The organism is Polyangium jinanense (assembly GCF_028435365.1).
In genome coordinates this window covers 202,518-223,923 of record NZ_JAGTJJ010000011.1, presented here as the reverse complement: position 1 = coordinate 223,923, position 21,406 = coordinate 202,518, and the positions used below count along the sequence as shown (strand labels likewise).

The 21,406-nt window shown below is 68.3% G+C and carries 15 protein-coding genes, 1 tRNA gene and 1 pseudogene; 11 read left to right on the top strand and 6 right to left on the bottom strand.

What is annotated here, in order from left to right; genetic code table 11:
- Window positions 1–316 (bottom strand): hypothetical protein (locus KEG57_RS21740; RefSeq protein ID WP_272458761.1); only part of this gene is annotated, 316 nt, incomplete at its 3' end.
- Window positions 317–416: 100 nt separating this feature from the next.
- Between KEG57_RS21740 and KEG57_RS21735 the strand changes: the two genes are divergently transcribed.
- The gene (locus KEG57_RS21735; RefSeq protein ID WP_272458760.1) at window positions 417–1,487 is read left to right on the top strand and encodes a hypothetical protein; all 1,071 of its coding nucleotides are present in this window, start codon (window positions 417–419) and stop codon (window positions 1,485–1,487) included.
- 56 nt (window positions 1,488–1,543) lie between these two features.
- Here KEG57_RS21735 and KEG57_RS21730 read toward each other — a convergent pair whose 3' ends face one another.
- From KEG57_RS21730 to KEG57_RS21720, 3 genes are read right to left on the bottom strand one after another with little or no spacing between them, the layout of a single operon-like run.
- Complete coding sequence (locus tag KEG57_RS21730) at window positions 1,544–2,413, bottom strand: hypothetical protein (protein ID WP_272458759.1); 870 nt, start codon at window positions 2,411–2,413, stop codon at window positions 1,544–1,546.
- Window positions 2,410–3,537, bottom strand: coding sequence for a hypothetical protein (locus KEG57_RS21725; RefSeq protein ID WP_272458758.1), 1,128 nt, complete (start codon window positions 3,535–3,537; stop codon window positions 2,410–2,412). The genes KEG57_RS21730 and KEG57_RS21725 overlap by 4 nt, the downstream gene beginning before the upstream one ends.
- Window positions 3,538–3,580: 43 nt before the next feature.
- Entirely contained in the window at window positions 3,581–4,411 is an 831-nt protein-coding gene (locus KEG57_RS21720; RefSeq protein ID WP_272458757.1) for a DNA-methyltransferase, read from the bottom strand.
- Window positions 4,412–4,514: 103 nt separating this feature from the next.
- Here KEG57_RS21720 and KEG57_RS21715 point away from each other — a divergent pair, with 103 nt between their 5' ends.
- From KEG57_RS21715 to KEG57_RS56090, 3 genes and pseudogenes are all read left to right on the top strand, one after another.
- A complete protein-coding gene (locus KEG57_RS21715) occupies window positions 4,515–4,973 on the top strand; it encodes a helix-turn-helix domain-containing protein (RefSeq protein WP_272458756.1) in 459 nt (152 codons plus the stop codon).
- A gap of 96 nt (window positions 4,974–5,069) precedes the next feature.
- Complete coding sequence (locus KEG57_RS21710; RefSeq protein ID WP_272458755.1) at window positions 5,070–5,387, top strand: hypothetical protein; 318 nt, start codon at window positions 5,070–5,072, stop codon at window positions 5,385–5,387.
- A pseudogene (locus KEG57_RS56090) lies at window positions 5,384–6,436 on the top strand (tyrosine-type recombinase/integrase); the annotation flags it as partial. The gene KEG57_RS21710 and the pseudogene KEG57_RS56090, both read left to right, overlap by 4 nt.
- Window positions 6,437–6,593: 157 nt before the next feature.
- Here KEG57_RS56090 and KEG57_RS21700 read toward each other — a convergent pair.
- Window positions 6,594–6,666: transfer RNA gene (locus KEG57_RS21700), tRNA-Arg, on the bottom strand.
- Between the two features lie 192 nt (window positions 6,667–6,858).
- Here KEG57_RS21700 and KEG57_RS21695 point away from each other — a divergent pair.
- From KEG57_RS21695 to KEG57_RS21665, 7 genes are all read left to right on the top strand, one after another.
- Entirely contained in the window at window positions 6,859–8,580 is a 1,722-nt protein-coding gene (locus KEG57_RS21695; protein WP_272458753.1) for an ATP-binding protein, read from the top strand.
- A complete protein-coding gene (locus KEG57_RS21690; RefSeq protein ID WP_272423835.1) occupies window positions 8,577–14,309 on the top strand; it encodes a hypothetical protein in 5,733 nt (1,910 codons plus the stop codon). Before KEG57_RS21695 ends, KEG57_RS21690 begins: the two co-directional genes overlap by 4 nt.
- Window positions 14,310–14,351: 42 nt before the next feature.
- On the top strand, window positions 14,352–15,143 hold the full coding sequence (locus tag KEG57_RS21685; protein WP_272423836.1) for a thioesterase family protein: 792 nt from the start codon (window positions 14,352–14,354) through the stop codon (window positions 15,141–15,143).
- A 113-nt stretch (window positions 15,144–15,256) separates the two neighbouring features.
- Window positions 15,257–16,648 (top strand): Stp1/IreP family PP2C-type Ser/Thr phosphatase, encoded by a 1,392-nt coding sequence (locus KEG57_RS21680; protein ID WP_272423837.1) that lies wholly within the window; start codon window positions 15,257–15,259, stop codon window positions 16,646–16,648.
- A gap of 98 nt (window positions 16,649–16,746) precedes the next feature.
- Window positions 16,747–18,363, top strand: a complete 1,617-nt coding sequence (locus KEG57_RS21675; RefSeq protein WP_272423838.1) for a hypothetical protein — start codon at window positions 16,747–16,749, stop codon at window positions 18,361–18,363.
- A 62-nt stretch (window positions 18,364–18,425) separates the two neighbouring features.
- Window positions 18,426–19,799 (top strand): hypothetical protein, encoded by a 1,374-nt coding sequence (locus tag KEG57_RS21670; RefSeq protein ID WP_272423840.1) that lies wholly within the window; start codon window positions 18,426–18,428, stop codon window positions 19,797–19,799.
- Between the two features lie 43 nt (window positions 19,800–19,842).
- Window positions 19,843–20,790 (top strand): RluA family pseudouridine synthase, encoded by a 948-nt coding sequence (locus KEG57_RS21665; protein WP_272423841.1) that lies wholly within the window; start codon window positions 19,843–19,845, stop codon window positions 20,788–20,790.
- 22 nt (window positions 20,791–20,812) lie between these two features.
- On the opposite strand, the gene KEG57_RS21660 is transcribed toward KEG57_RS21665, so the two are convergent.
- Entirely contained in the window at window positions 20,813–21,370 is a 558-nt protein-coding gene (locus KEG57_RS21660; RefSeq protein WP_272423842.1) for a hypothetical protein, read from the bottom strand.
- Window positions 21,371–21,406 lie beyond the last annotated feature (36 nt).

The following is a 21,406-nucleotide window of genomic DNA, read 5'->3' as shown; positions in this document are numbered from 1 at the left end:
GGCAGATCGCGCCGAGCTCGCGGCCGTCGCCGAGCAGCCCGCGCGAGCGCCGCGCCGCCGCCTTCATTCCTGCCACTTCGACCCCCCCGGATGCGGGTGCGGCAGAAATACGCTGTCGAGCGCGGTCGCCCGCCGCACAAGGTAATGAAAATACCGCGGCTGGGCCCGACCCTTCGGCGAGGAGCCGATCAAGCTCTTCATGTGCGACGAGCTCGGGCACCACAAACGGGCTGGCAGCCTGGGCCGATTCATCCCGCTCGTTCCCGGCGAAATCGCGAATTTGTGGCTTGCGCCTGAGTCGTCGAGGTGTAAACATCGGCCCCCCCGTTTGGTCCGCCAAGCCGGCTGGTGCATACGACGGTATCGCGAATCGGCGCAGACCAAGGACACTGAACCGTTGAGCGGCGGAGACATCGATGGTTACCGAAAAGTCATGTTTTGTCATCGCGCCGATTGGTGACACAGATTCAGAGACGCGGAAGCGCTCGGATCAGGTGCTCAAACATGTAATTCGCCCGGCTGTAGCCCATTGCGGCTACAAAGCCGTTCGAGCGGATGAGATCGACAAGCCTGGAATCATCACCAGCCAGGTCATCCAGCACGTGGTCAATGATCCGTTGGTAGTCGCCGACCTCACCGAACGGAATCCCAACGTTTTCTATGAGTTGGCGATTCGCCACGCTCTGCGGAAACCTCTCGTTCAACTGATCCGCAAGGGTGATGCCATCCCGTTCGATGTCGCAGGTACTCGAACGATCTACGTCGATCATCGCGACCTCGACAGCGTCGAGCACGCGAAGAACGAGATCATTGACCAAGTCAGGGCTCTCGAAAAAGATCCCTCGGCTCTCGAGACTCCGATCTCCGTGTCGCTCGATCTTCAGATCCTTCGACAAAGCGAAAAGCCCGAGGAGCGTTCTCTCGCTGACGTGGTTGCCACTGTTGTCGACCTCCGAACTAGTATTAGTAAAATGGAGGCGCGCATTGGGACCAAAGACCAGGAGGGGATCTTGGATGAAATTAAGGCTTCGATACACGCGCTGCCGCGACGAATCGACGATCATATCGAAGCTCCTCGCTTGGGGCCCTGGCGGCGCGGACGCATTCACCCGATGATGCTGCATGACCTTCTGCATGCCGGAGCATCGACTTCCCCCGCAATGGGATTTCTCCTCATTGCCAGCATCTTCCGAGACTGGATGCCGTGGTTGCATGAACTCGGTATCGAAATCTACCGGCTCGCGCGACAAGGGAAGTTCGCCGAGATGCGCGATGCCGTTGTGGAATTCCGACGGCTGATGGACATTTCTCTCCATGGCCCCATGTCGCGCGATCTCATTTCCCGCAGTAAGGAAACAGCGATGCTTGCGGAAGAGGCTGAACTTCTCCTGAACCGGACGCTCTCGATGCTGGAAACTGAGCGCGCCCCAGCTCGTGAGAGGGTGCGAAAAGAGACACTCGATCTTAAGAGCACTCGCGACGTGTAGCGAATAGAGCGTCGCCCACGCCCCTTCACATCTCTTGGTACCACGTCTGCCAACCATCAGACCACCTTGTGGGTCCCCACCTTTACGACAGCCGCCTGCCCATAAACCCGCTTCGCCGTTCCCCCCCCGTAATACGCCGCCATCCTCTCCTCGGATAACCACGTCGTGACAATCGTCCGCAGCCGTGGCTCCTTGTGCCGGTAATCGATCACCTCCCGCGTCCCCGCCACCCGATCCGGAATCCACCCCGACCCCTCGGGAGCCGAATCGAGCTCGTCCCCGACATCATCCAGGACGAGCACCGTTGCCGCTGTCGCCACCTCCCGCGCGGCCTCTGCCGCAACCGAATCCCCCCGCAGCGCCCGCGCCGGCACGAACCGCGCCCCCCGAGCGATCCGCACCTGCTCCGGCAGCGCGATCTCCACGTGGACCGGCCTCCTCGGCGCCCCCGTTTTCGCGAGCGGCCTCGAAGGAGCCGCATTCCCCACGAGCGCCGCCCGCACCTCGGCGGGAAGAGCATCGAACGTCCCCCGCTGGATCACGTGCCGCAGCACCACGCACGCGGCCGACGTTTTCCCCACCTGCGGCTCCGGCCCGAGGATCACCACGTTTTTCCCCGCATCGAAGGCCGCCATCAGCTCGCGCCGCACCCGGGCCCAGCCCTGGATCCGCTCGTTTTTCAGCCGCTCCGCAAGTTCGTCCCCACCCGGAACCGCCCACGCGAACCGCGCCGGGATTGAGCGCAGCGCGGGGCGCAGCTCCGCGTCGAAGGCCGCCTGCCGCTCCTCGGTCGCGCACGCCTCGCAGATTCCGGGCAGCCGCGAGCTCCCCCCGCACCCATACCCGCACGGATACGCGCCATCCCGCGGCATCGGGAAGAACTCCCGGTCCGCGGCCGCCGACGCCGAATGCTTCGCGCCCGTCATAGGTAATTACCTCCCGCACAAACCGGCGCAGATTCGTCCTCGTCCACCCGCTCGATGGGCTCGGTTGAGAACAGCGGCTGCGCCCCGACCGCCCGACGTGGACCCGGGCCCCCCGTCCGCGCCTCCTCGGTCTTGCCCTGCTTCCAGGCAAACTTGATCCCCATGCGGATCCAATTTTCCCAGGCTGCCCCCCAATCCGCCCAGCGCTGATCCTTCGCCCTCGCCTTGCTGCAAAACGTGGCACTCTCGTGCTCCACGTCCGCTTCCGTCCACGCGAGGCCGGCCTTTATCGCTTGGGCCAGCGCCCATTGACGCATCCCCGGCGAGGGAGCCCAGCCATCCGGCAGCGGTATCAGCGGTTTTCGCCGTTTCGTCTTACCGCCTTCGTCGCTTGCCGAGGCAACGCCCACGAGCCCCACCTGGCAGGGCGCGGCTTCCCCCTGCGCCGCGCCTCGAGCCCGGCGCTTCGAGCTCCCCGGTTTCGTCGCCTCTCTCTCTATCTTCTCTTTCTGTCTTTCAAGATCAGGATCCAGATCAAGAAACAGAGAGAGAGAAGGGAGATCCGCAGAACCGCCGGGCGGTCCAGGCAGAACCGCCGGGCGGTCCAGGCTGGACTGCCGGGCGGTCCAGGCACCCTTGTCCACTGCGTCGCCGCTGGACTGCCGGGCGGTCCAGGCATCGAGCGCGCCGCCCTCGACTTCGCCGCCTTCCTGAACCGCTGGGCGGTCCAGGCTGGACTGCCCGGCAGCGCAGGCGCTTTCATTCCCTGAACCGCCAGGCGGTCCAGGCTGAACCGCTGGGCGGTCCAGCGCCCTCCGAGCCCGCACCCGCCGCCGAGGCTCCCCGCTGGGTCCGCCGAGCACTTCGAGCGCAATCCGGAACGCCATCACGGGTCGCCGCGCCGTCGGCCCCTCGACCAAAAGCACGCCGATCTTTCGGAGGAATGCGACCACCTCCGCGACAACCGATTTGGACGTACCGAGATCCCCCGCGATTGTCCCGTGGTTCGTCCGTGCGATCCCCTCGTGATCCATGCGTAGCGCGAGGGCCAGGAGCACGGCCTTTTCCGCCAGTTGCAGATCGGCCCGCGTTGCGTTGCGGATCGCGCCGATGGCGATCACCACGACGCTAGGACGCGAGCCGAGCACCCCAGGATCAAGCACCATCCTATTCCCCGAACAGCCCGAGTTGGTTTGCCTTCACCAGCCGCCGCGCGTCGGTGCATTGCGATTTGATCGCCTCCCGCGCATGCGCCGCGATGCCCGGATCGATCTCGCATCCGACGAACCGCATCCCGAGCCGCCGCGCTGCAACGCCCGTCGAGCCGCCGCCGGTAAAGAAATCGACGACCAGGCCCCCGGGAGGAGCCACGACCGAAAGGCACCGCTCGATCAGGTCCGGAGGCTTTGCCGTTTGATGATTCCGGTCCGGCGTAGGGATCCGCGCCTGCCGCAGCACGTTCCCCGTTCTCGCATCGTGAAAGACGCCGGTCCCCTTCACGAAATGGAGAACCACCTCATGCTGAGCGCGAAACCCCGTCCCGAGCCCCGGTTGCTCCTTGTCCCAGATCACCATCGCCTGCCACCGGAGCCCGCTCGATTCGAGAGCCGGAGCGAGGAGGGGGATCATCTTCCAGTCACAGAAAACCCCGAGGCTCCCGCCCTCGACCAGCACGCGGAACGCCTGCACCGCGACGCACCGAAGGAGCCACACGAGCCCGGCCGAGCCCATGTTGTCATTGATGAACCAGCCGAGCTTTTTGACGCTCCCGTGCGTGAGCATCCCGCGCGCCTGCCGCCGCGCCGTCTCCGTGTATCCGCCCGAGCAATAGGGCGGATCGATCCACACGGCATGCGCGCAGCCGTCCGGCAGCTCCTCGGCGAGCTCGAGCGCGTCCGCCGTCGCGAGATGCCACCCCGCCAGCCCATCGAGCACCTCGGCGAGCGTCCCTTCGCCGCGAAGCTCGTCCCGCCCGTCCGTCGATCGTGCCGCCGACATCGAGCCCACGATCCACCCGCCGACCCTATGTTGTCAAGTGACAACGTAGGACAGGGGCAAAAGGTGCTTGCAACCACGGCCGGACCGTGTGCAGCATCGAGCCATGGATCTTGGGGACCGGGTCAAGCAGGCCCGTCAGCTCCGCGGCATCAAGAGCACCGAGCTCGATCGCCTCGCAGGCGTGTCGCAGGGGACGACGAGCAGGCTTGAGAGCAAGCAGCGGGGGAAGTTTGGGGGGACCGCCACGACGGTTCAGCGCGTCGCGAAGGCGCTGCGCGTGAACATGGAGTGGCTGATGACCGGCCAGGGACCGATGGAGGAGACGGAGGAAGATCCGATCCCGAATCGCGCCCTCGCCGCGAGCATCGCGCGAGACGGAGGCGTCGACGAGGAGGCGATCCGCGCCGTGCTCGGGATGCCGGTCAAGGACGCCGAGGCCCGCACCGTCCTGTGGTGGATCGACGCCTTCCGCGCTCGCGAAGCCTTCCTCAAGCAGGAACGAGAGATCACCGGCGCAGCCCCGGCGAAGAAGGCGACGCGCACCCGAGCGCGCGCTACGTAGGGGATGGGCGTCCGTGTTGGCAGTTGACATGGTTGTCGCCTGCCAGTACCGTCTCCCGAGCCCCGCGCCGATCGCGCGGGCCGGGAGCGTGCTGCCATGGCGCGAGCGGAGCGACGACGCGACGACCAGGGCGAAGGGCAAGAGGCCGCCGCGCCGCGCCGGCTGAAAGCCGCCCGAGCACCCACAGCGCGCCCGCGTGTCAGCGGGAAGTGGACGCAAATCGCCCTCCTTCTACGCAGGCTCGCCGACCTCATCGAGGCGCCCGAAGGCGACGAGCCGGGCGACAACCGGCCGCGCCGTCGCCCCGTGCGATTCGATCTCCCACCGCCGCCGCCCATTCGTCCCCCGAGTGAGCTCGACATGCAGCGAGCGACGGAAGACCTCCGCCGCCTCGGTTACAAGATAAATAAATGAGCGAGAAGGACAAACGCCGCGGGCGAGGCCGCGGAACGATCGAGGAGATGCCGAACGGCACGTTCCGCCCCCGCCTCCCCGGGGCCGGCGCGCGCCTCCGCCCGTGCGCCACGTACGAGGAAGCCGAGGACTTGCTCGAAGCCGCGCTCGTGAAGATCGGCCAAGCGGACGCCACCGAGCCCGGAGGCTTGACGCTCCGAGCGTGGGGCGTGCGCTACCTGGACGAGCGAGAGCTCGGCGGAAACCGCGACGTCAAGACCGACCGATCCCGCTGGCGAAGGCACATCGACACGGCCTATTTCGCAGACTGGCACGTCGCTTCGATCCGCACGCAGGACGTCCGCGAGTGGGGACGCGAACTCCTTCGGAAGAAGGCCGCACCCGGGCAGGGCCACAAGAAGACGAAGGACCGCAAGATCTCCCACGACACCGCGCAGTACAGCCTGAACCTCCTTCGGTGCGCCCTTGAGGCCGCGGTCGAAGCGGGCCACCTCGAGGCGAACCCCGCCCGCGGTGTCCGCCTTCCTCAGAAGAAGAAGGCCCGCACCCACGACCCGTGGACGTACCTCACCCCCGAGGAGCAGACCGCGATCCTCACGTGCGAGGCGATCCCCCTCGAAGGCCGATGCCTGATCGCCTTCGCCCTCGGGACCGGCATGCGCGAAAGCGAGCAGTGGGCGCAACACCTCACGGACATCGACCTCGCGCGGAACATGATCACGGTGCGCTACGGCTCCCACGGCAAGCCGCGCAAGAACGGCCGGATCAACCACATCCCGATCCTGCCTCTCGCGCGGTGGGCCCTCGATCAGTGGCTCCCCCTCGTCGCCGCGCGCCCCAACCCCCACCGCCTCCTCTTCCCGCTCCCCTCGGGAGCTCGACGCCAGGCGAAGAAGGCCCCCGCCGAGTGGCCCGAGTGGCTCGCCGCCGCGAACCTTCGCCCCGAGCGCCGCCACGACGGGCGCCCCGTCCGATGGCACGACCTCCGCCACACGTGCGCCTCGTCCCTGGTCGCCGGATGGTGGGGCGATCCGTGGACCCTCGAACAAGTCGCCGCCCAGCTCGGGCACGCGTCGAGGGACTCGACCGAGAGGTACGCCCACCTCGCGCCGGGGGCTCTGCTCGCCCCCGCCGCCCGCCTCGATCTATCCAGGATCTATCCAGCGGCGGGACGGCGAGAGGAGCTAACTGTGCGGAATCACTCAGCACCCCCGGCAGGAATCGGACCTGCGACCTTCGGTTTAGGAAACCGCTGCTCTATCCACTGAGCTACGGGGGCACGGCTGTCCTTCTCGGAACGAAGGACGGCGGGATCGTACGTGGCGGGTTCGGCGAGTCAAGGGGCAAGTGCGGTTCGTGTTCCGTCGAGGCTCCTTCCGTGTTCGACACGACCTTCCCATCGGCCTCGGGCTACGTGCTTGCGGCGTGGGCGGTTTGGGTTGCGGGGGGTTGTGGTAGCCTCGCGGACGGCATGCCGTATCGTTCCGAGCGCAAGCGTGAGGTGGCGGAGAGGCCGGAGGCGGGGCCGGTGGCCGAGATGGTTCGGCAGTTTGCCGATCCGCATGCGTTCGTTCGGGAGCTCGTGCAGAACAGCATCGATGCGGGGGCGACGGCGATCGTCGTGCGCGTCGAGCGGTCGGGAGGGAGTGTCACGACCTCGGTGCAGGATGACGGTGCGGGCATGGATCGGGCCGTCATCGAAGGGCCTTTGCTCACGCTGTTCAATTCCTCCAAGGAGGGAGATTCGTCCAAGATCGGCAAGTATGGCGTCGGGTTTGTCAGTGTCTTCGCCGTTGATCCCGAGGTCGTCGAGATTGATACCTGGCGCGATGGGGCGTGCCATCGCGTTCGATTGTTTCGGGATCATCGGTATGAGCTCGAACGGCTCGCGCCGCGGGCCGGCAATGGGACGATCGTTTCGCTGCATCAGACCATGGAGACGGCTCGGTTCGAGGAGCATCGGGCTCGGATCGAGGGGGCGCTCTTGCGGTGGTGCAGGTATGCGGCCGTGCCCATTGAGTTGCACGTGTCCGATCCGGATCGAGCCGAGGGGAGTGGGGCGCGTCGGATCGATGGGCCGCTCGGGGTACCGGCGCCGATTTTCGTGGAGACGCATCGGGGCGGACAGCGTATCGTCGTGGGGCCTTCGGCGGGGTCGGAGCGGTTTTGCGCGACGGCGCCTGCGCCCGAGGACCCGGCCTGGGGGAAGCCAACGTTTGCGGGGTTTTACAATCGCGGACTCACGCTGTTCGAGACCACCGAGCCGCTCCTTCCGGGCCTCGAGCAGGTCCGGTTTCGCGTCGATAGTCCCCATTTGCGGCATACGTTGAGCCGCGACAACGTGCTCCGGGATCGGGCGTTTCATGGGGTCCTTTCGCAGGTGCGGGACCTCGTCCGGGGATCCCTCGCGCGGGAGCTCGGCTCGCGGCTCGCGCGGGCGGCGCGGGATCTCGCGAAGGCGAAACCGCCGTACGACGAGGATGTCGTCCTCTCGTACGTCGCATTGCTGGAGGCGGCTTGTGCGCCGCCGCTCGTTTTGCCCAAGGACGAGGTCGTCTTGCCGCTCGTCGCGGCCTGGGAGGGGAAACACGTCGCTTCCGAGGGGAAGCTTTTCAAGCGCAAGGAGATGTTCGTCGCGCCGCTCGCGGATGAGCTCGGCCGCGCGCTCGCGCAAATCGGCGAGCCGGTTGTGCTCGTGCCGCATCCGACCATCGTCTCGTCGCTCTCCGCGCGCGGGCCTTTGCCGGGGCCGCTCGCGGTCGAAAAACATTGGCTGCTCTTGCACGAGCTTTCGAACGAGGAAATCACGAAGGCCGACGGGGAGCTTTGCCTCGGCGTGCAGAAGGCCCTGCGTGGGGCGGGGATTCGGGTCGATCGGGTGGCGCTCGCGCGGCTGAGCGCGGCCGTTGCTGCGCCTTGTGTCCTCGTCCAGGGCGACGTGCGGTGCGTCGGCGTCGGGGTTTGGCTTTGCCGGATGGGGTTTGCGGATCGAGGGTGGGCCGAAGAGCGGGTCCGGGGTGGGCTCCTTCTCGACGTCACCCACGAGGCCGTTCTCGCCGCGCGGGAGCGGGCGCGCGAGGATGCGTTTGTCGCGGCGCACCTGCTCGCGCGGATCCTCTTGCTCTCGCGCGAAGATCCGTCCGGCAAGGTTTCGGATTCGCTGTTCGAGGCTTCGGCGAAGGTGATGGCATGACTGAAATGGGGGAGGAAGGGCGCGAGATTCTCGCCCGGGGGCGCATTCGTGTCGACGCGCGGCGCGCGCTTGCCAAGCTGCGCGAGCATCTGCTCGTCGATTTGCACCTGTATGCCGCAGAGATCGCGCGGGCCGCGGTTGCTTCGGGGGCCACGTTCCTCGACGTGCAATACGACGCTGACGACGTCGTGTTCGTGTTCGACGGCGAGCCGGTGGCGGAGAACGAATTGCCGCGGCTGCTCGATCACGTGCTCGGGGATTCCGGGGGCTCGGGGCGCGCGTTGCGGGGGCTTGCGCTCGGCGTCAATGCGGCGCTCGGGCTTGGGCCTTCGTTCGTCGACATTCATCTTCGCGCCGCGGGGGAGGAGAAGGCCGCGCGGGTGCGGTTCGTTCCGTCGGTCCTGGCCGGCGAGGATGCGCCGCTGCCGGCGGTCGAGCGGGTCGCTTTGCCGAAGGGAATGCCGGAGCGGGGCACGCGGGTGCACGTGCGCCGGCGTATCGGATTCGAGACGTTGAAGCGCGCGGCGCGGCGGGAGCTTCCGCGCGAGATCGGCCTCCTCGCCGATGCAATGCACGACGCGCCGCTCGCGCTCCGGAGGGCCGGGGAAAAACTTCCGCTCGCGCCGCGGCCGCCGGCTCTTTTGCGCGTGCGGTTTCGCGAGAAGGACATCCGGCGGGGCGTCATCGAGATTCTCGCGGTGCCCGCGGGGCCGCCGGTCGTCGAGTATCTGGAGCTCGGGGTCCTTCTTTTGCGGCGGCCCTTCGCGGCGGAGCCCATGTTTCCGAGCGCGGCGCACGCGCAGGTCGAGCTCCCGGTTCGCGTGCTGGTCGACGCGGACGAGTTGCCCACGAATGCCTCACGCTCCGCATTACGCGAGGATGCGGGCCTCGCGCTCCGCGCGGAGCAGGCGGCGCGGAGCGGGCTCGTCGATGCGCTGCGCACGCTCGTGGCGCTCGTCACGGGTGAGGGAAAACCTTTGCCCGACGTGGAGGTCCTCGATCACGACAAGACGCGGCTCGAAGATGCGCTCGGCGCATTCGTGTGTGTCGCGGCGGGGGCGTTTCGACGCGGCGGGGACGTGGCAGCGCAGGCGCGGGCGCTGCTTGAATTGCCGCTGCTTCGAAATGCCGTCGGCGGGCCGCTCACGCCGATGGCGTTGCTTTCGCGGGACAAGGCCCCCGTGTACGTCTTCGAAGGGAAGGAGCCCGCGCCCGCGGAGCTCGAACCCTGGCTCGACGATGTGGTCTGGGCGCGTGGTCGCCTCGCGGAGCGGATCCTCGTCGATTTCGAGATCCACGGCGCGGAGAAGCGCATTGCGGCGGCGCACGCCGCGCACGAGCGCAGGCGGCGCCTGCATGCGCGACCGCGCAGCGAGCCCGCGGTGCCGGCGGAGCCGGATCACGTCGTCAAGGAGACGTTCCACGTCAAGGACGGGGTATTTCGGGGGCTGCGCGGGCAGCTCGCGCTCGGCGCGGAAGGAATCGGCTCGGGGCAGCGGCCTTCGAACATCCGGATCTACGTCGAGGGGCGGCACATCGACACGATTACCGTCGACCGGGACAAACTGCCGCTGGCGATCGACGCGGCCCTTGCCTGGGACGGGCAAATCCTGCCCCGTTTTTCCTACGAGGGCGTGCACGACAGCGATGCGCTGCGCCTCGCCATCTTCCAGCTCACGCGCCTCTCGCTCCTCGCGCTCGGCTCGCACGTCGAGCGGCTCGCCCAGGAAAAACGCGCAGCGGACCTCGAACGATTGCGACCGCTCGCGCGCGCGGCGGTTGGTGCGTTCGTGCTCGCGGCCGATGCGCTCGGCATCGAAACCCCTCCACCCGAGCCGGCGCTTTCTGCATACACGCCCATCTGGACGCGGAGCTTCTGGCCCTCGCCCGATCCCGACCGGCTCCCGCTGAGCCTCGCCGAGCTGCGCACGTACGTCGATCGCACGAATGCCATTTGCCACGTGCCGCCAGGGACCACGGGGGTTGCTCCGGACAAGCGGCCCGTCGTCGCCGTCACGGATCTCGAGCTCGGCTGGCTCGAAAAGGTGTTCCGGGGCGTGACGCTCGTCCCTTATGCGCGAGCCTTGCGCCAGCCCCGGGAGCCCGTGACGCCGCGGCTCGCCATGTTTCACGAGCTTTGCGCGTCGCGACGCGCGGAGGGGCCGTTCGCCGAAGTTTTGCCCTCGATGCCTTTCGAGGTGCAGCAGGGGCGAGGGGTCATCGCGCCGGCACGGAAAGACGAGATCCTCTGGCTCCATGCAGGGGTCTTGCTCCAGGTGGCCGCGACCGAGAAGTACATCGAGCCCACCACGATCGTCGTCGAATACGATGGGCTCGTGCCCGCGCCCTCGTGGGATCGAATTGCATGGACCCGGGACATGGCGTTTCTCGTGCCCGTGCGCGACGAGCTTTTGAAGCGGATCGTCGGGGCGCTCGAAGGAAACGCGGACGCGCGCGCGGCGCTGAAGGATGCGCCGACGGGCGCGCCGGGACCATTGCTGCGGGCGTACGTCATCGAGGCGATCACGCGGCACCGGAATCACCCGCTCACGGAGCGGATCGAGGCGCTCCCGCTCGTGCCGGTTCTCGACGAGGAGGGGCGGCCGGAGCTCGTCTCGCTCGAATCGGTGCGAAAACGATATCCGGAGCCGGCGATGATTCCGTTCCTCCGGGCGGCGCCGGATTTTCCGACGCTTTCCTGGCGCCCGGTCCTCTGTCTCGATGATCGCGAGGCGTACGCGTTCGAGCGGTGGGCGGGCGGTCGCGCCAAGAATGCCAAGGACGAGCTCGAAGCGCGGCGGCAAGGCGCGCGTACCGAATACGACCGGCGGGTGTTCCGCGCCAAACCCGTGCTCGATCCCTTCGTTTGCGGGCCGCTCGCCGAGCCCGAGGGGCTGACGGCGCTCTGGTACGAGGAGGAGCAAACCGCGACGTCCATGTCCGTCGCGGCGGCCTTGCCGAAGCGTGGCCTCGAGCTTCCCGCGGCCGAGATCGAGGTTCTCCTCGACAAGCGGCTCCTCTGCACGCGGGAGCTCACCGGAATGCCCGTCCCCGTCGTGGCGCGTATTCTGCTCGCCTCGGAGGCGTTCGTCGTGCCCTTCTCGGACGTGACGCCCGCGGGCGTGTCGGTCGCGGAGGCGCGCGTTTATTCGGCGGCCTGCTCGCTCGCGGCCGGACTCGTCGAGCGCGCGAAGGGCCGAGAGCGCGTCGCGTTTTTCGGGGACATCCGGGTGCTGCGCCTCGTCGCCGCGCTGTACAAGGTCTCGGCGCAGGACCGCACACGTTCCGAGATCCTCCAGGCCGATTTCGCGCTGCGCACGGCGGAATTCCGCTGGCCCACCGTGCAAGGAGACGAGCGCGCGTTCGCCGAGCTCGTCCCGGGCGCGAACAAGCTCTTTTATGGGCGGGGGCGCTATTCGCAATGGCAAACCCCGACGCGCGGCGGGAGCGAGCTCGACGCGCCGATCGTGCACGCGCCGTCCTCGTCGGAGGGGGATCTTTTGCGAGAGATCCTCGTCGGCATGGGATACGAGCTCGTCGACGTGAGCGAGGCCCTCGCGTCTTTGCAAGCGCGGCGCACGGGCGAGGCGGCGCACGGGCGGCCGAGGCTCCCGGGCTCGCCGGCGCATCCCGCGCTTCGGGTCGATCTCGCGTCGCTGAATTCGCATTACGAGGGGGAAATCGAGCTGACGGAGAGCGGACGCGCGGACGTGCAGGTCGAGACGTTGCGCGGGGAGGTCGTGGCGCTCGACGTCGAGGGGATGTTCCCGTTCCGCGCGAAGGTGCGGGTCGAGGACGTCGAGCTCGACGACAAGGACAAACGCCACCTCGCGGTGGATCTCACGAAATCGGCGAAGAAGCACCTCGAATCGCTCGCCGACAAGCTCGACGAGCTTCCCTCGTTCGCGCGGACCTCGCTCCGCCGGGTCGTTTGCGCCCATTCCCGCAAGGATCAGACGCTCGCCAAGCGTCGGACCGCGATGCGCGTGTTCCCCGACATCCTCGGCGGATTCCATTCGATCGCCGACGTCGAGGGGGATGGTTCGTCCCCGTATCCGTACGTCAACTTCCCGCCGCCTTATCCCACGTCGCCGCGCCCGCGCCCGCCGCTCGCGCTCACGGTCGAGGAGCTCGAGGCGATCCGTTCGCGCGCCACATTCGAGGACGTGTCGCAGGCCCTCAAGCGCGAGCTCGCCGCCGACCAACGAAGGCTCGCCCCGCCGCTCGATTTCATCGGCCTCGACGCGACGCAGCGGGCGAAATGCCTGGAGGTGATCCCGTTCCGCGGCGACGGCGTCCTCGGCGAGATCGGGATCCTCATGCCCGAGCACGCGGCCGCGCGCGGGATTCACGTGCACACGACGCGGCGGCTTCTTTGCCGCGTGCTCGACGGCGACGGCTGGCCCGTCCTCGCGGTGGTGAACGACGACGCGCTCCCGACGAACCGCGGATTCGACGGAATCAAGGGGCACGTGGCCCGTGAGGGCCTGCGGGCGCGTGTCGTTGGGCAGGCGAACGAGCATCTTGGAAAGTGGTTTGTCCCGCCGCCCCGGGTTCTCGCCGAGCTCGCCGTGCACGGACCGGTCCCCGGTGTGCCGCTCTTCGTGAAGGGAATGCTCTGGCTCTCGCCCTCCTGGGCCGGCGCGGGGCGCATCGAGGTGCGGGATGCGACGAAAAAGGAGCCGGTTTCCCGTCCTTACGAGGTCCCGGGTCTGAAGCATTTCGAGGGCACGGTGCCGGTCTGCGGGCGGCTGCTCGTCGCGCCGACCAAGGTCGGGAATTTTGAAAATGCAGAGACGCGCGGGGCGCTCACGAAGTTCCTCTTGCAGCGGACGGTCGAAATGGTCGACGCCGCCCGAGAGCAGGGCGCGCCCGCGGAGCTGCTCGAAGGGTATCGGTGGATTTTGAAGTTCCTCGGCGGCGACGTGGGCGAGCTCGACGTCGTGGCGGCCGATGGGTCGCGCGTGCCGGCGTCCGAGGTCGTGGCGGAGGTCGAGGCGAAAGGCGAGGTGTGGGTCACGCGCGGCGAGGGCACGAGCGAAGGGGTTTTTCCGGGGCAGGCGCCGTCGTTCGTCCTGCGCGACCGCGGCGTGCTCGCTTCGGTGCTCCGGGCGAGGACGCGGATCGTCCGGGAGCTCGGCGGGGTCGTCCTGGAGAAGCGCGCCGCGCCGCCGCCCGAGGCCATGCAGCCCGCGGTGCTCGCGGCTGTGCACGCATTCATCTATGGGTCTGTCGTGCCAACCCCGCCGCCGCAGCCGAGCGTCGACATCACGCCGTTCGTCGCGCCCGACGTTGTCGAGCCCAAGGCGCCCGAGGTCGAAGGCGGAATCGAAGAGGAGCCTGCTTCTTCGTGGTTCGGCGGGCTCGTATCGCGCGTGGTCATGCTCTTCGATCCGCCCGAGCCGGTGGAGCCGGCTACGCGCGCGCTCGGCCCTTGGCTCTTGCAGGCGATCGACAAACTCGGCCTCGCGCCCGGGAAGGTCGTCACGGGGGTGCGGTATGCGCGGAGCGGCCGGCCGCTTCGGTTCGACGCCGAATCGGGGAAGCTCGTCCTGAATCGCTCGCATCCGGCCGTGCGCGCGCTCGCCGCGAAAGCCACGGAGGATCCGCGCGCCCGCACCTTGCTCGTCGCGGCGGCCGTGCGTGAGATCAACCGCGTCCTCGAGGTCGTCACGGATGCCACGGAGAAGCGCGTCCTTCTGTCGCTGCTCCGCGGTGAGCCGCTCTGACGTGCGCATGGGGCTGGGCGCGTGCTACAAGTGCCCGATCCCATGGTTGATTTCGTCGCTCTTACGACCCCGCGCGTCGTTGCGCCGGGCCGATGTTCGCTCGACGTCCCGGATGGCTGGCAGCAGGGGCGCGGCGCGTTCGGAGGGTTTTGTCTTGCCGTGCTCGTGCGGGCCATCGAATCGATGGAGGACGACGCGGAGAGGTCTCTGCGTTCGCTGACGGCCGAGCTCTGCGGGCCGCTGCTCGCCGGGCCTGCGGAGGTGCTCGTCGAGGTCCTGCGCCGCGGCTCCGGCATGACGACCGTGGCGGCGCGTATCGTGCAAGAAGGCACCGTGATCTCGCACGCCGTCGGCATTCTCGCGCGTTCGCGGACCGATACCACGACGCTCCGCACGATCACGCCGCCGCGCCCCACTCCGTGGAATGACGTCGCCCCCTTGCCTTCCCAGGAATGGCCGACCTTTGCGAAGTTTTTCGAGTATCGCGTGACCGGTCCGCTGCCTTTTTCGGGGCATTCGTCACCGGTCACGGAGACCTGGGTGCGCCTGCGTCCGCCGTGCCCAAGGCTCGACGCTGCGTATCTCACGGCGCTCGCGGACGCGACCTGGCCCGCGTCGTTTTCCGTCATGCCCGAGCCGCGCCCCGTCGGCACCGTCTCGTTCACGCTTCAGCTCTTTCCGCCGTTCGACCGCGTCAAACCTGACGCGCCGCTGTATCACCGCGGCCAGGTGCTCGTCGCGGCCGACGGATATGCTGTCGAACGGCGAGAGCTCTGGACCGAGGACGGCGAGCTCCTGGCGCTGAACCACCAGACCATCGCCACGATTCGTTGACATAGGGCGCGGCGACGCCGGACCGGGCGGCGGATGGGTGCTCACCACCTCGGATCGGGCGAACCGGGCAGGGGGTGGTGGGCGCTCGACTCCCCGTGGTAGCCTCGCGTCCGATGGCGCTGTCCGAAAACATCCAGTTCTACGCCGCGACGGACGTAGGCCGCGTACGTGATCACAACGAGGACAACTTCCTCGTCGACAAGAAGCTTGCGCTCTCCATCGTCGCGGATGGCATGGGCGGGCATGCGGCCGGCGAAGTGGCGAGCGCGCTCGCGGTGCGGATCATCCACGAGGAAGTCAAGAAGCACAAGGACGTCGTCGAGAAGTACTCCCGCGAGGGCGTGAGCGGTCGGGCAGGCGCCAAGGAGATCCTCGCGATGCTGGAGCTCGCCGTGCAGCGAGCGTGCGCGAAGATCCACGACGAGGCGAAACAAGACGCGAACAAGCGCGGCATGGGCACGACGCTGTCGGCGCTCCTGATCGTGGCCTCGCACGGCTTCATCGCGCACGTCGGCGACAGCCGCATCTACCTCCTGCGCGGCGGGAAGGTGCAGCAAATCACCGAAGATCACACGGTCTACAACGAGCTCATCAAGCGCGGAAAGCTCACGCGCGACCAGATCGAGAAGGTCGCGCAGAAGAACGCGATCACGCGCGCCGTCGGCGTCTACGAGCGGGTCGAGGTCGACACACTGACGATCGAGGTGCTGCCCGGCGACCAGTTCCTGCTCGCCTCGGACGGCCTGCACGGATACATCGCGCACACGGCGGAGCTCGAGCCGTACTTCGAGGAAGCCGACGGCGAGACGGCGACGCGGGAGCTCATCGATCTCGCGAACCGGAAGGGCGGCAAGGACAACATCACCGCGATCCTGGTTCGCCTCGGCGCCGGCGACAAACAGGACGATACGCGGGCGCGGCGCCTGCACCTCAAGCGCGAGGTGCTCGCGAAGATGCCGCTCTTCTCGCGCCTGTCCGAGCGCGAGATGCTCCGGATCATGCAGGTCGCGGACGTGGTCTCCTACGACGTCGATCAGATCGTCGTGCAGGAGGGCGATCGCGGCGACGAGCTCTTCATCGTGCTCTCGGGCCAGGTGCGCGTCAGCCGCGGCGAGACGGTGCTGAACGAGTTCGGCCCGGGCGAGCATTTCGGCGAGATGGCACTGATCCGCGCGATGCCGCGATCGGCGACGGTGACCGCGATCGAGCCGAGTGAGCTCATCGTGCTGCACCGGAACGACTTCTTCGAGATCCTGCGCAAGGAGCACGAGCTCGCGGTGAAGCTGCTCTGGCAGTTCCTCGGCGTGCTCGCGGACAGGCTCGATCAGACCTCGCGTGATCTCAGCTCGGCGCGCGAGGAGCTCAACGCGGAGGACATCACGGACGCGATCTTCCCGGACGAGATCGAGCCGGGCATGGACGACGCGCCCATCACCGAGCCGCGTCCCCGCGACAGCTTCCTCCCCGAGCCCCCCTCGGACCCATCGCCCCTCCCCGGGGCCTGAGAAGGGCCGCGCCGCCTGGGGCATACGGGTTTCCTGGTAGTTCCAATTGACACGTTCGCCCCAGCGCCGGTAGCGTCCGTCCAACGGAAAGGTCTGCCATGGAAGGCGCAACGTTCTGCGATCGCAAGGGCAATGGCTTTCGCCTCGGGCGTCGGGGCCTGGGATCGCCTGTCTCGCTCGCGCTCACCCTCGCTTTGGGGCTCGCGTCGTCGCTCGTGACGACGGGCGCGTTCGCGGACGAACCGCGCAGCGCCACCGAGCCGCGCGTGATGCAGGAGCCCGGCGAGGTGGTGAACGTGATCGACGCCTTCGACGAGGGCGACGCGTTCGACATCGCGATCAGTCTCGGCTTCCAGTACTCGACGAAGAGCGCGAAGATTCAGCGCGAGACGAACGTCTTCGGGCCGGGGCTCACGTCGGGCGGGTTCACGTCGAACCTCATGAACGTGGCGCAGTTCAGCGAGCAGACCTCGCGCCTCATCCCGCGCGTCGACATCGGCCTCTACAAGGATCTCGCGCTCTACTTCCGCGCGCCGATCATCCTGAACAACTCGCGCGAGCTCACGGGCCTCGACGGCAGCGATCGCGTGCAGAGCGTGGTGCTTCAGGGCGCGCCGGGCGAGCAGCTCTTCAGCCTGCCGTTCAACTCGCCCGATCGCAGCGGCCTCGAGTATCTCGCAGTCGGCATCGATACGAGCGCGTTCATGAACCAGGCGCGCGATCGCACGAAGCCCACGCTGCTCTTCGGCGTCGAGGGTCGTTTCTCGCTCGGCACGCCCATGCACGCGTGCAACCCCGACGCGCCCTCGGGACAGCTCAAGTGCGCGCACCCGTCGGACATCAACCGCAACGGGCAGCGGGACGTTACCGCTCCGAACGACCCCAACAACAACCTCGAAGGCTTCGACGTCTCCGAGCGTGATGCCGGCGTCACGCGCGGCACGATCGGGCTCGAGGTGCACACGCTCGTCTCGAAGCGCATCAAGTACCTCGAACCGTACGGCGGGTTCTCCGCGCTCTTCGAGTTCCAGCAGGAGGACTCGGATTACGGCATCACGGATCTCGAGGGCTCGCTCGTGAACCGTCCGCCGATCCGGGGCACGATGACGCTCGGCCTCATGATCATCCCGTGGGAGAACCGCGAGAAGTTCGGCCGACTCACCTTCGATCTGCGCGTGCAGGGCACGTACACGTCGGAGGGCCGCGATTACTCGGAGATCTACGACGCGCTCGGCGCGAGCACGGCGGCCTCGCTGCGTCAGCCGCAGTGGGCGAAGTACATGGCCAACCCCGCCTACAACCCGGACGCGCAGCCCGGGATGGAGCAGGCGCACTCGATCATCGATCCGCAGTCGCAGAAGACGTACGTGACGGGTCTGACCGACGTGCAGCAATACGCGACGATCCGCGGGCAAGCGTCGGTGACGTGGCAGGCGAGCGAGTACGTGAAGTTCAACCTGGGCTTCGGGTTCACGCATGACCAGAAGCACGGGATCACGGCGGATCAGCCGTGCAACCCGTCGTTCAAGGACAACCCGGGGGCCACGGGGCCTTGCAACTTCAAGACCGATCTTTCGGGTGGTGGTGAGCTGATCACCGCCACGGGTATTCCGAACCCGAACTATCGGCCCACGATCAACGCAGTCGGGAGGCGGTTCTGGGTGGGCGACAGCAACACCTTCGACGTCTTCGCGAGCGGCGTGGTGATGTTCTGAGAGGCAGCCGCGCGGCTCGGCTTCTGGTGGTCGTCGCGGCGCTCGGATCCGCGAGCCCCGCCTTGGCCGATGCCCCGCGGACGAACGGCACGGCGAGCGCGAGCGCAGAGCCCTCGCGTAGCTCCGCCGTCCTGTTTCCCACGAAGATCCGGCGGCGTCCGGGGAGCACGGGCGAACCCGGCGAAGGCGCGGAGCTCGTGCCGATCGCGGGGCAACTCGACGCGCTGCTCGCGGACGCGGCGCAGGATCTCGGGCTCGTGCTGGATCTCGATCAGCGCGGCGCACAGCGCGGCGCAGCGCCCGACGACGAGGCCGAACTCGTGGCGCTTTCGAGCTCGCTCGGCGGCACGCTGATCGTGCCGAGCGTGAAGGCGCGGGACGGCGAGATCGAGCTGCGGATCGTGCTCGCGGAGGCGTCGTCGCCCGAGCTCCGGGTGCGGATCGAGCGGGTGAGCCGCGACGAGCTTTCGGTGCGCGCGGTCGTGATGTTGCGCGATCTCGTGACGGGGCTGCGCTCGCAGCCGGCGCGGCGAGCCGAGCCGGGGCGCGCGCCCGAGGGGACGCTGACGGTCCCCGCGAAGAGCGCGGGACGTACGGCGCTCGCGGTGAACGCGACGCTCTTCGGCGGGGTGCTCGGGTATTCGATCCAGCGGGCGAGTGGCTCGGAGGATCCGCGGCTTCTGTATCCGCTGCTCGCGGTCGGCGCGGGGGGCGGGCTCGTGATGTCGATCCTCGCCGCGGAGGAGTGGGACGTCGGGGTGGGATCCGCGTGGTTCGTCGCGTCGGGCGCGTGGTGGCCGTCGATCGCGGGGCACCTGATCTACGCGGGCCGGTTCGGCACGGCGTGGGCCGAGGGCGAGCAGTGGACGGCGGGGCTCGTGGCGGGGACGATGGGGCTTTCGATCTCGACGCTGGGCCTGGCGCTGCGCGGGATGTCGGAGGGCGGGGCGCTGCTCGCGCACTCGGGCGGCGGGCTCGGGCTCGTGCTCGGGGGCGTGACGGAGGGGCTCGTGCGGGGCAACGTGGACAGCTTTCCGCTCGCGGGGATGGGGTACGGCGCGGGGCTCGGCTGGCTCGGGGCGGCGGCGCTGGCGGTGCACTGGCGGCCTCCGGCGAACCGGGTGGTGGCGATGGACCTCGGGGCGCTGCTCGGCGGGCTCGGCGGCGCGGCGCTCGGCAGCCCGCTCCTGCTCGACGGGCCGAACGAGACGCAGCAGCGGGTCTGGATCGGGATGACGGGCGGCATGGCGCTCGCAGGGGCCGCGATCGGGTGGTTCATGACGAGGCCGAAGGCGGAGGCGTCAGAAAAATCGCGGAAGCAGGCGCACGGGGCGGCCCCGGGGATGCTGCCGATCTTCGGGGTGATCGGGCAAAGCCAGGTGGGAGAGCGGCGCGCGCCCGTCGTGGGGCTATCGTGGAGCGGGACGTTGCGCTAGAGCAGCGATCGTTCGTCGCGGGCGGCGGACATCACGGAAGACCATGAAGATCACGGTGAACGAGGCGCAGGCAGGGGTTCGTTTGGACAAGCTCCTGCTCGAGGTGATGCCGACGCTCGGACGAGCGGGGGCGAAGCGGCTGTTCGAGGCCGGCAAGGTCCGCTTGCACGAGGGCGGAGGCGAGCGCGGGCGCAGGGTGTCGAAGGGGGACGTGGCGCGCGCGGGGGACGTGGTCTCGGTCGAGCTTGAGCCGGCGTCGCTCGCAGGCGGCGCGGTGCCGGACGCGGAGGCGCCGCTCGTGGTGGTGTTCGAGACGAGCCAGGTGGTCGTCCTCGACAAACCGGCGGGGCAACCGACGGCGCCGCTCGAGCCGGGGGAGCGTGGGACGCTCGCGAACGCGCTCGTGGCGCGGTATCCGGAGTGCGCGGGGATCGGTTTTTCGGCGCGGGAGCCGGGGCTGTGCCATCGGCTCGACACGGAGACGAGCGGGCTCGTGCTGGCGGCGCGGACGCGGGAGGCGTTCGAGGTGCTGACGGGGGCGATCAAGGAGGAGCGCCTCGACAAACGGTATTTGCTGGTCTGCGCGGCGAAGGATTTGCCGGAGACGGGGACGATCGAGATTCCGCTGGCGCCGCACCCGAAGGATCGGCGTCGGGTGTATCCGTGCGTGCATCCGCGCGACGTGGAGCGGTATGCACCGCGGCCGGCGCACACGACGTACCGGAAGCTGTCGGAGCGGGGAGAATGGGCGCTCGTGGAGGCGCGGGCCGGGAAGGCGACGCGGCACCAGATCCGGGCGCATTTCGCGGCGATCGAGCATCCGCTCGCGGGGGATACGCTGTACGGCGGGCAGAGCGTGCCGGGGCTTTCGCGGCATGCATTGCATGCGTCGCGGATCACGTGGGGCGGGGATGCGAAGGTGCCGGCGTTCACGGCGAGCTCGCCGCTGCCGGGGGACATTGCGGGGATCGTGGGGGAAGAGGGCGGCTGAGCCGGCCCTTTCAAAGCCGCATTCAACGTTTGGGGGCTTCGCTCGGACCAGCCGAGCCACGCCCCCAAACCCCCTCGGGCCGCGGAACCTCTTTCTCCCGCTTCCGGATCCTCGCCGCCACCAGCTCCGCCGCCGCCGTCATCTCCTGCGTGGGAATCCCCGCATTGCGCGGCCTCGGCATTCCATACCCCACCTCGTACGTCTCCGTCTGGATCGGCGGCGGCGGTTTGCCCGTTCCTTTCGGGCCGATTCCCACCGAGAAGAAAACCTCGCCTTTTTGCAGCTCCACCCACACGACGGATTCGTTCGTCGGGTAGAAGTTCACCACCTTCCACCCATTCACCTCGGCCCCTACTGTCAGCCCGTCCAGCAATGCGACGAGCGACGGATCGGGCGGCGCGGGTTGCGGGCCGAACGGCTCGGCCGGCGCGGGCGCGTCGGCTTCGGCTGAACCTGGCGGCGAGGCTGGCGTCTTCGAGCCGCTCTGCGCGGTCACCAGGAATCCGAGGAGCCCGAGGAGCAACGCGGCGGCGGCGATCCGGGCGAACAGGCGAGGGGGTTTTTCGGAAGGGGCGGTCACGGGCGCCCTCGAAGCAAGCGGGAAAACCTGCCCGGC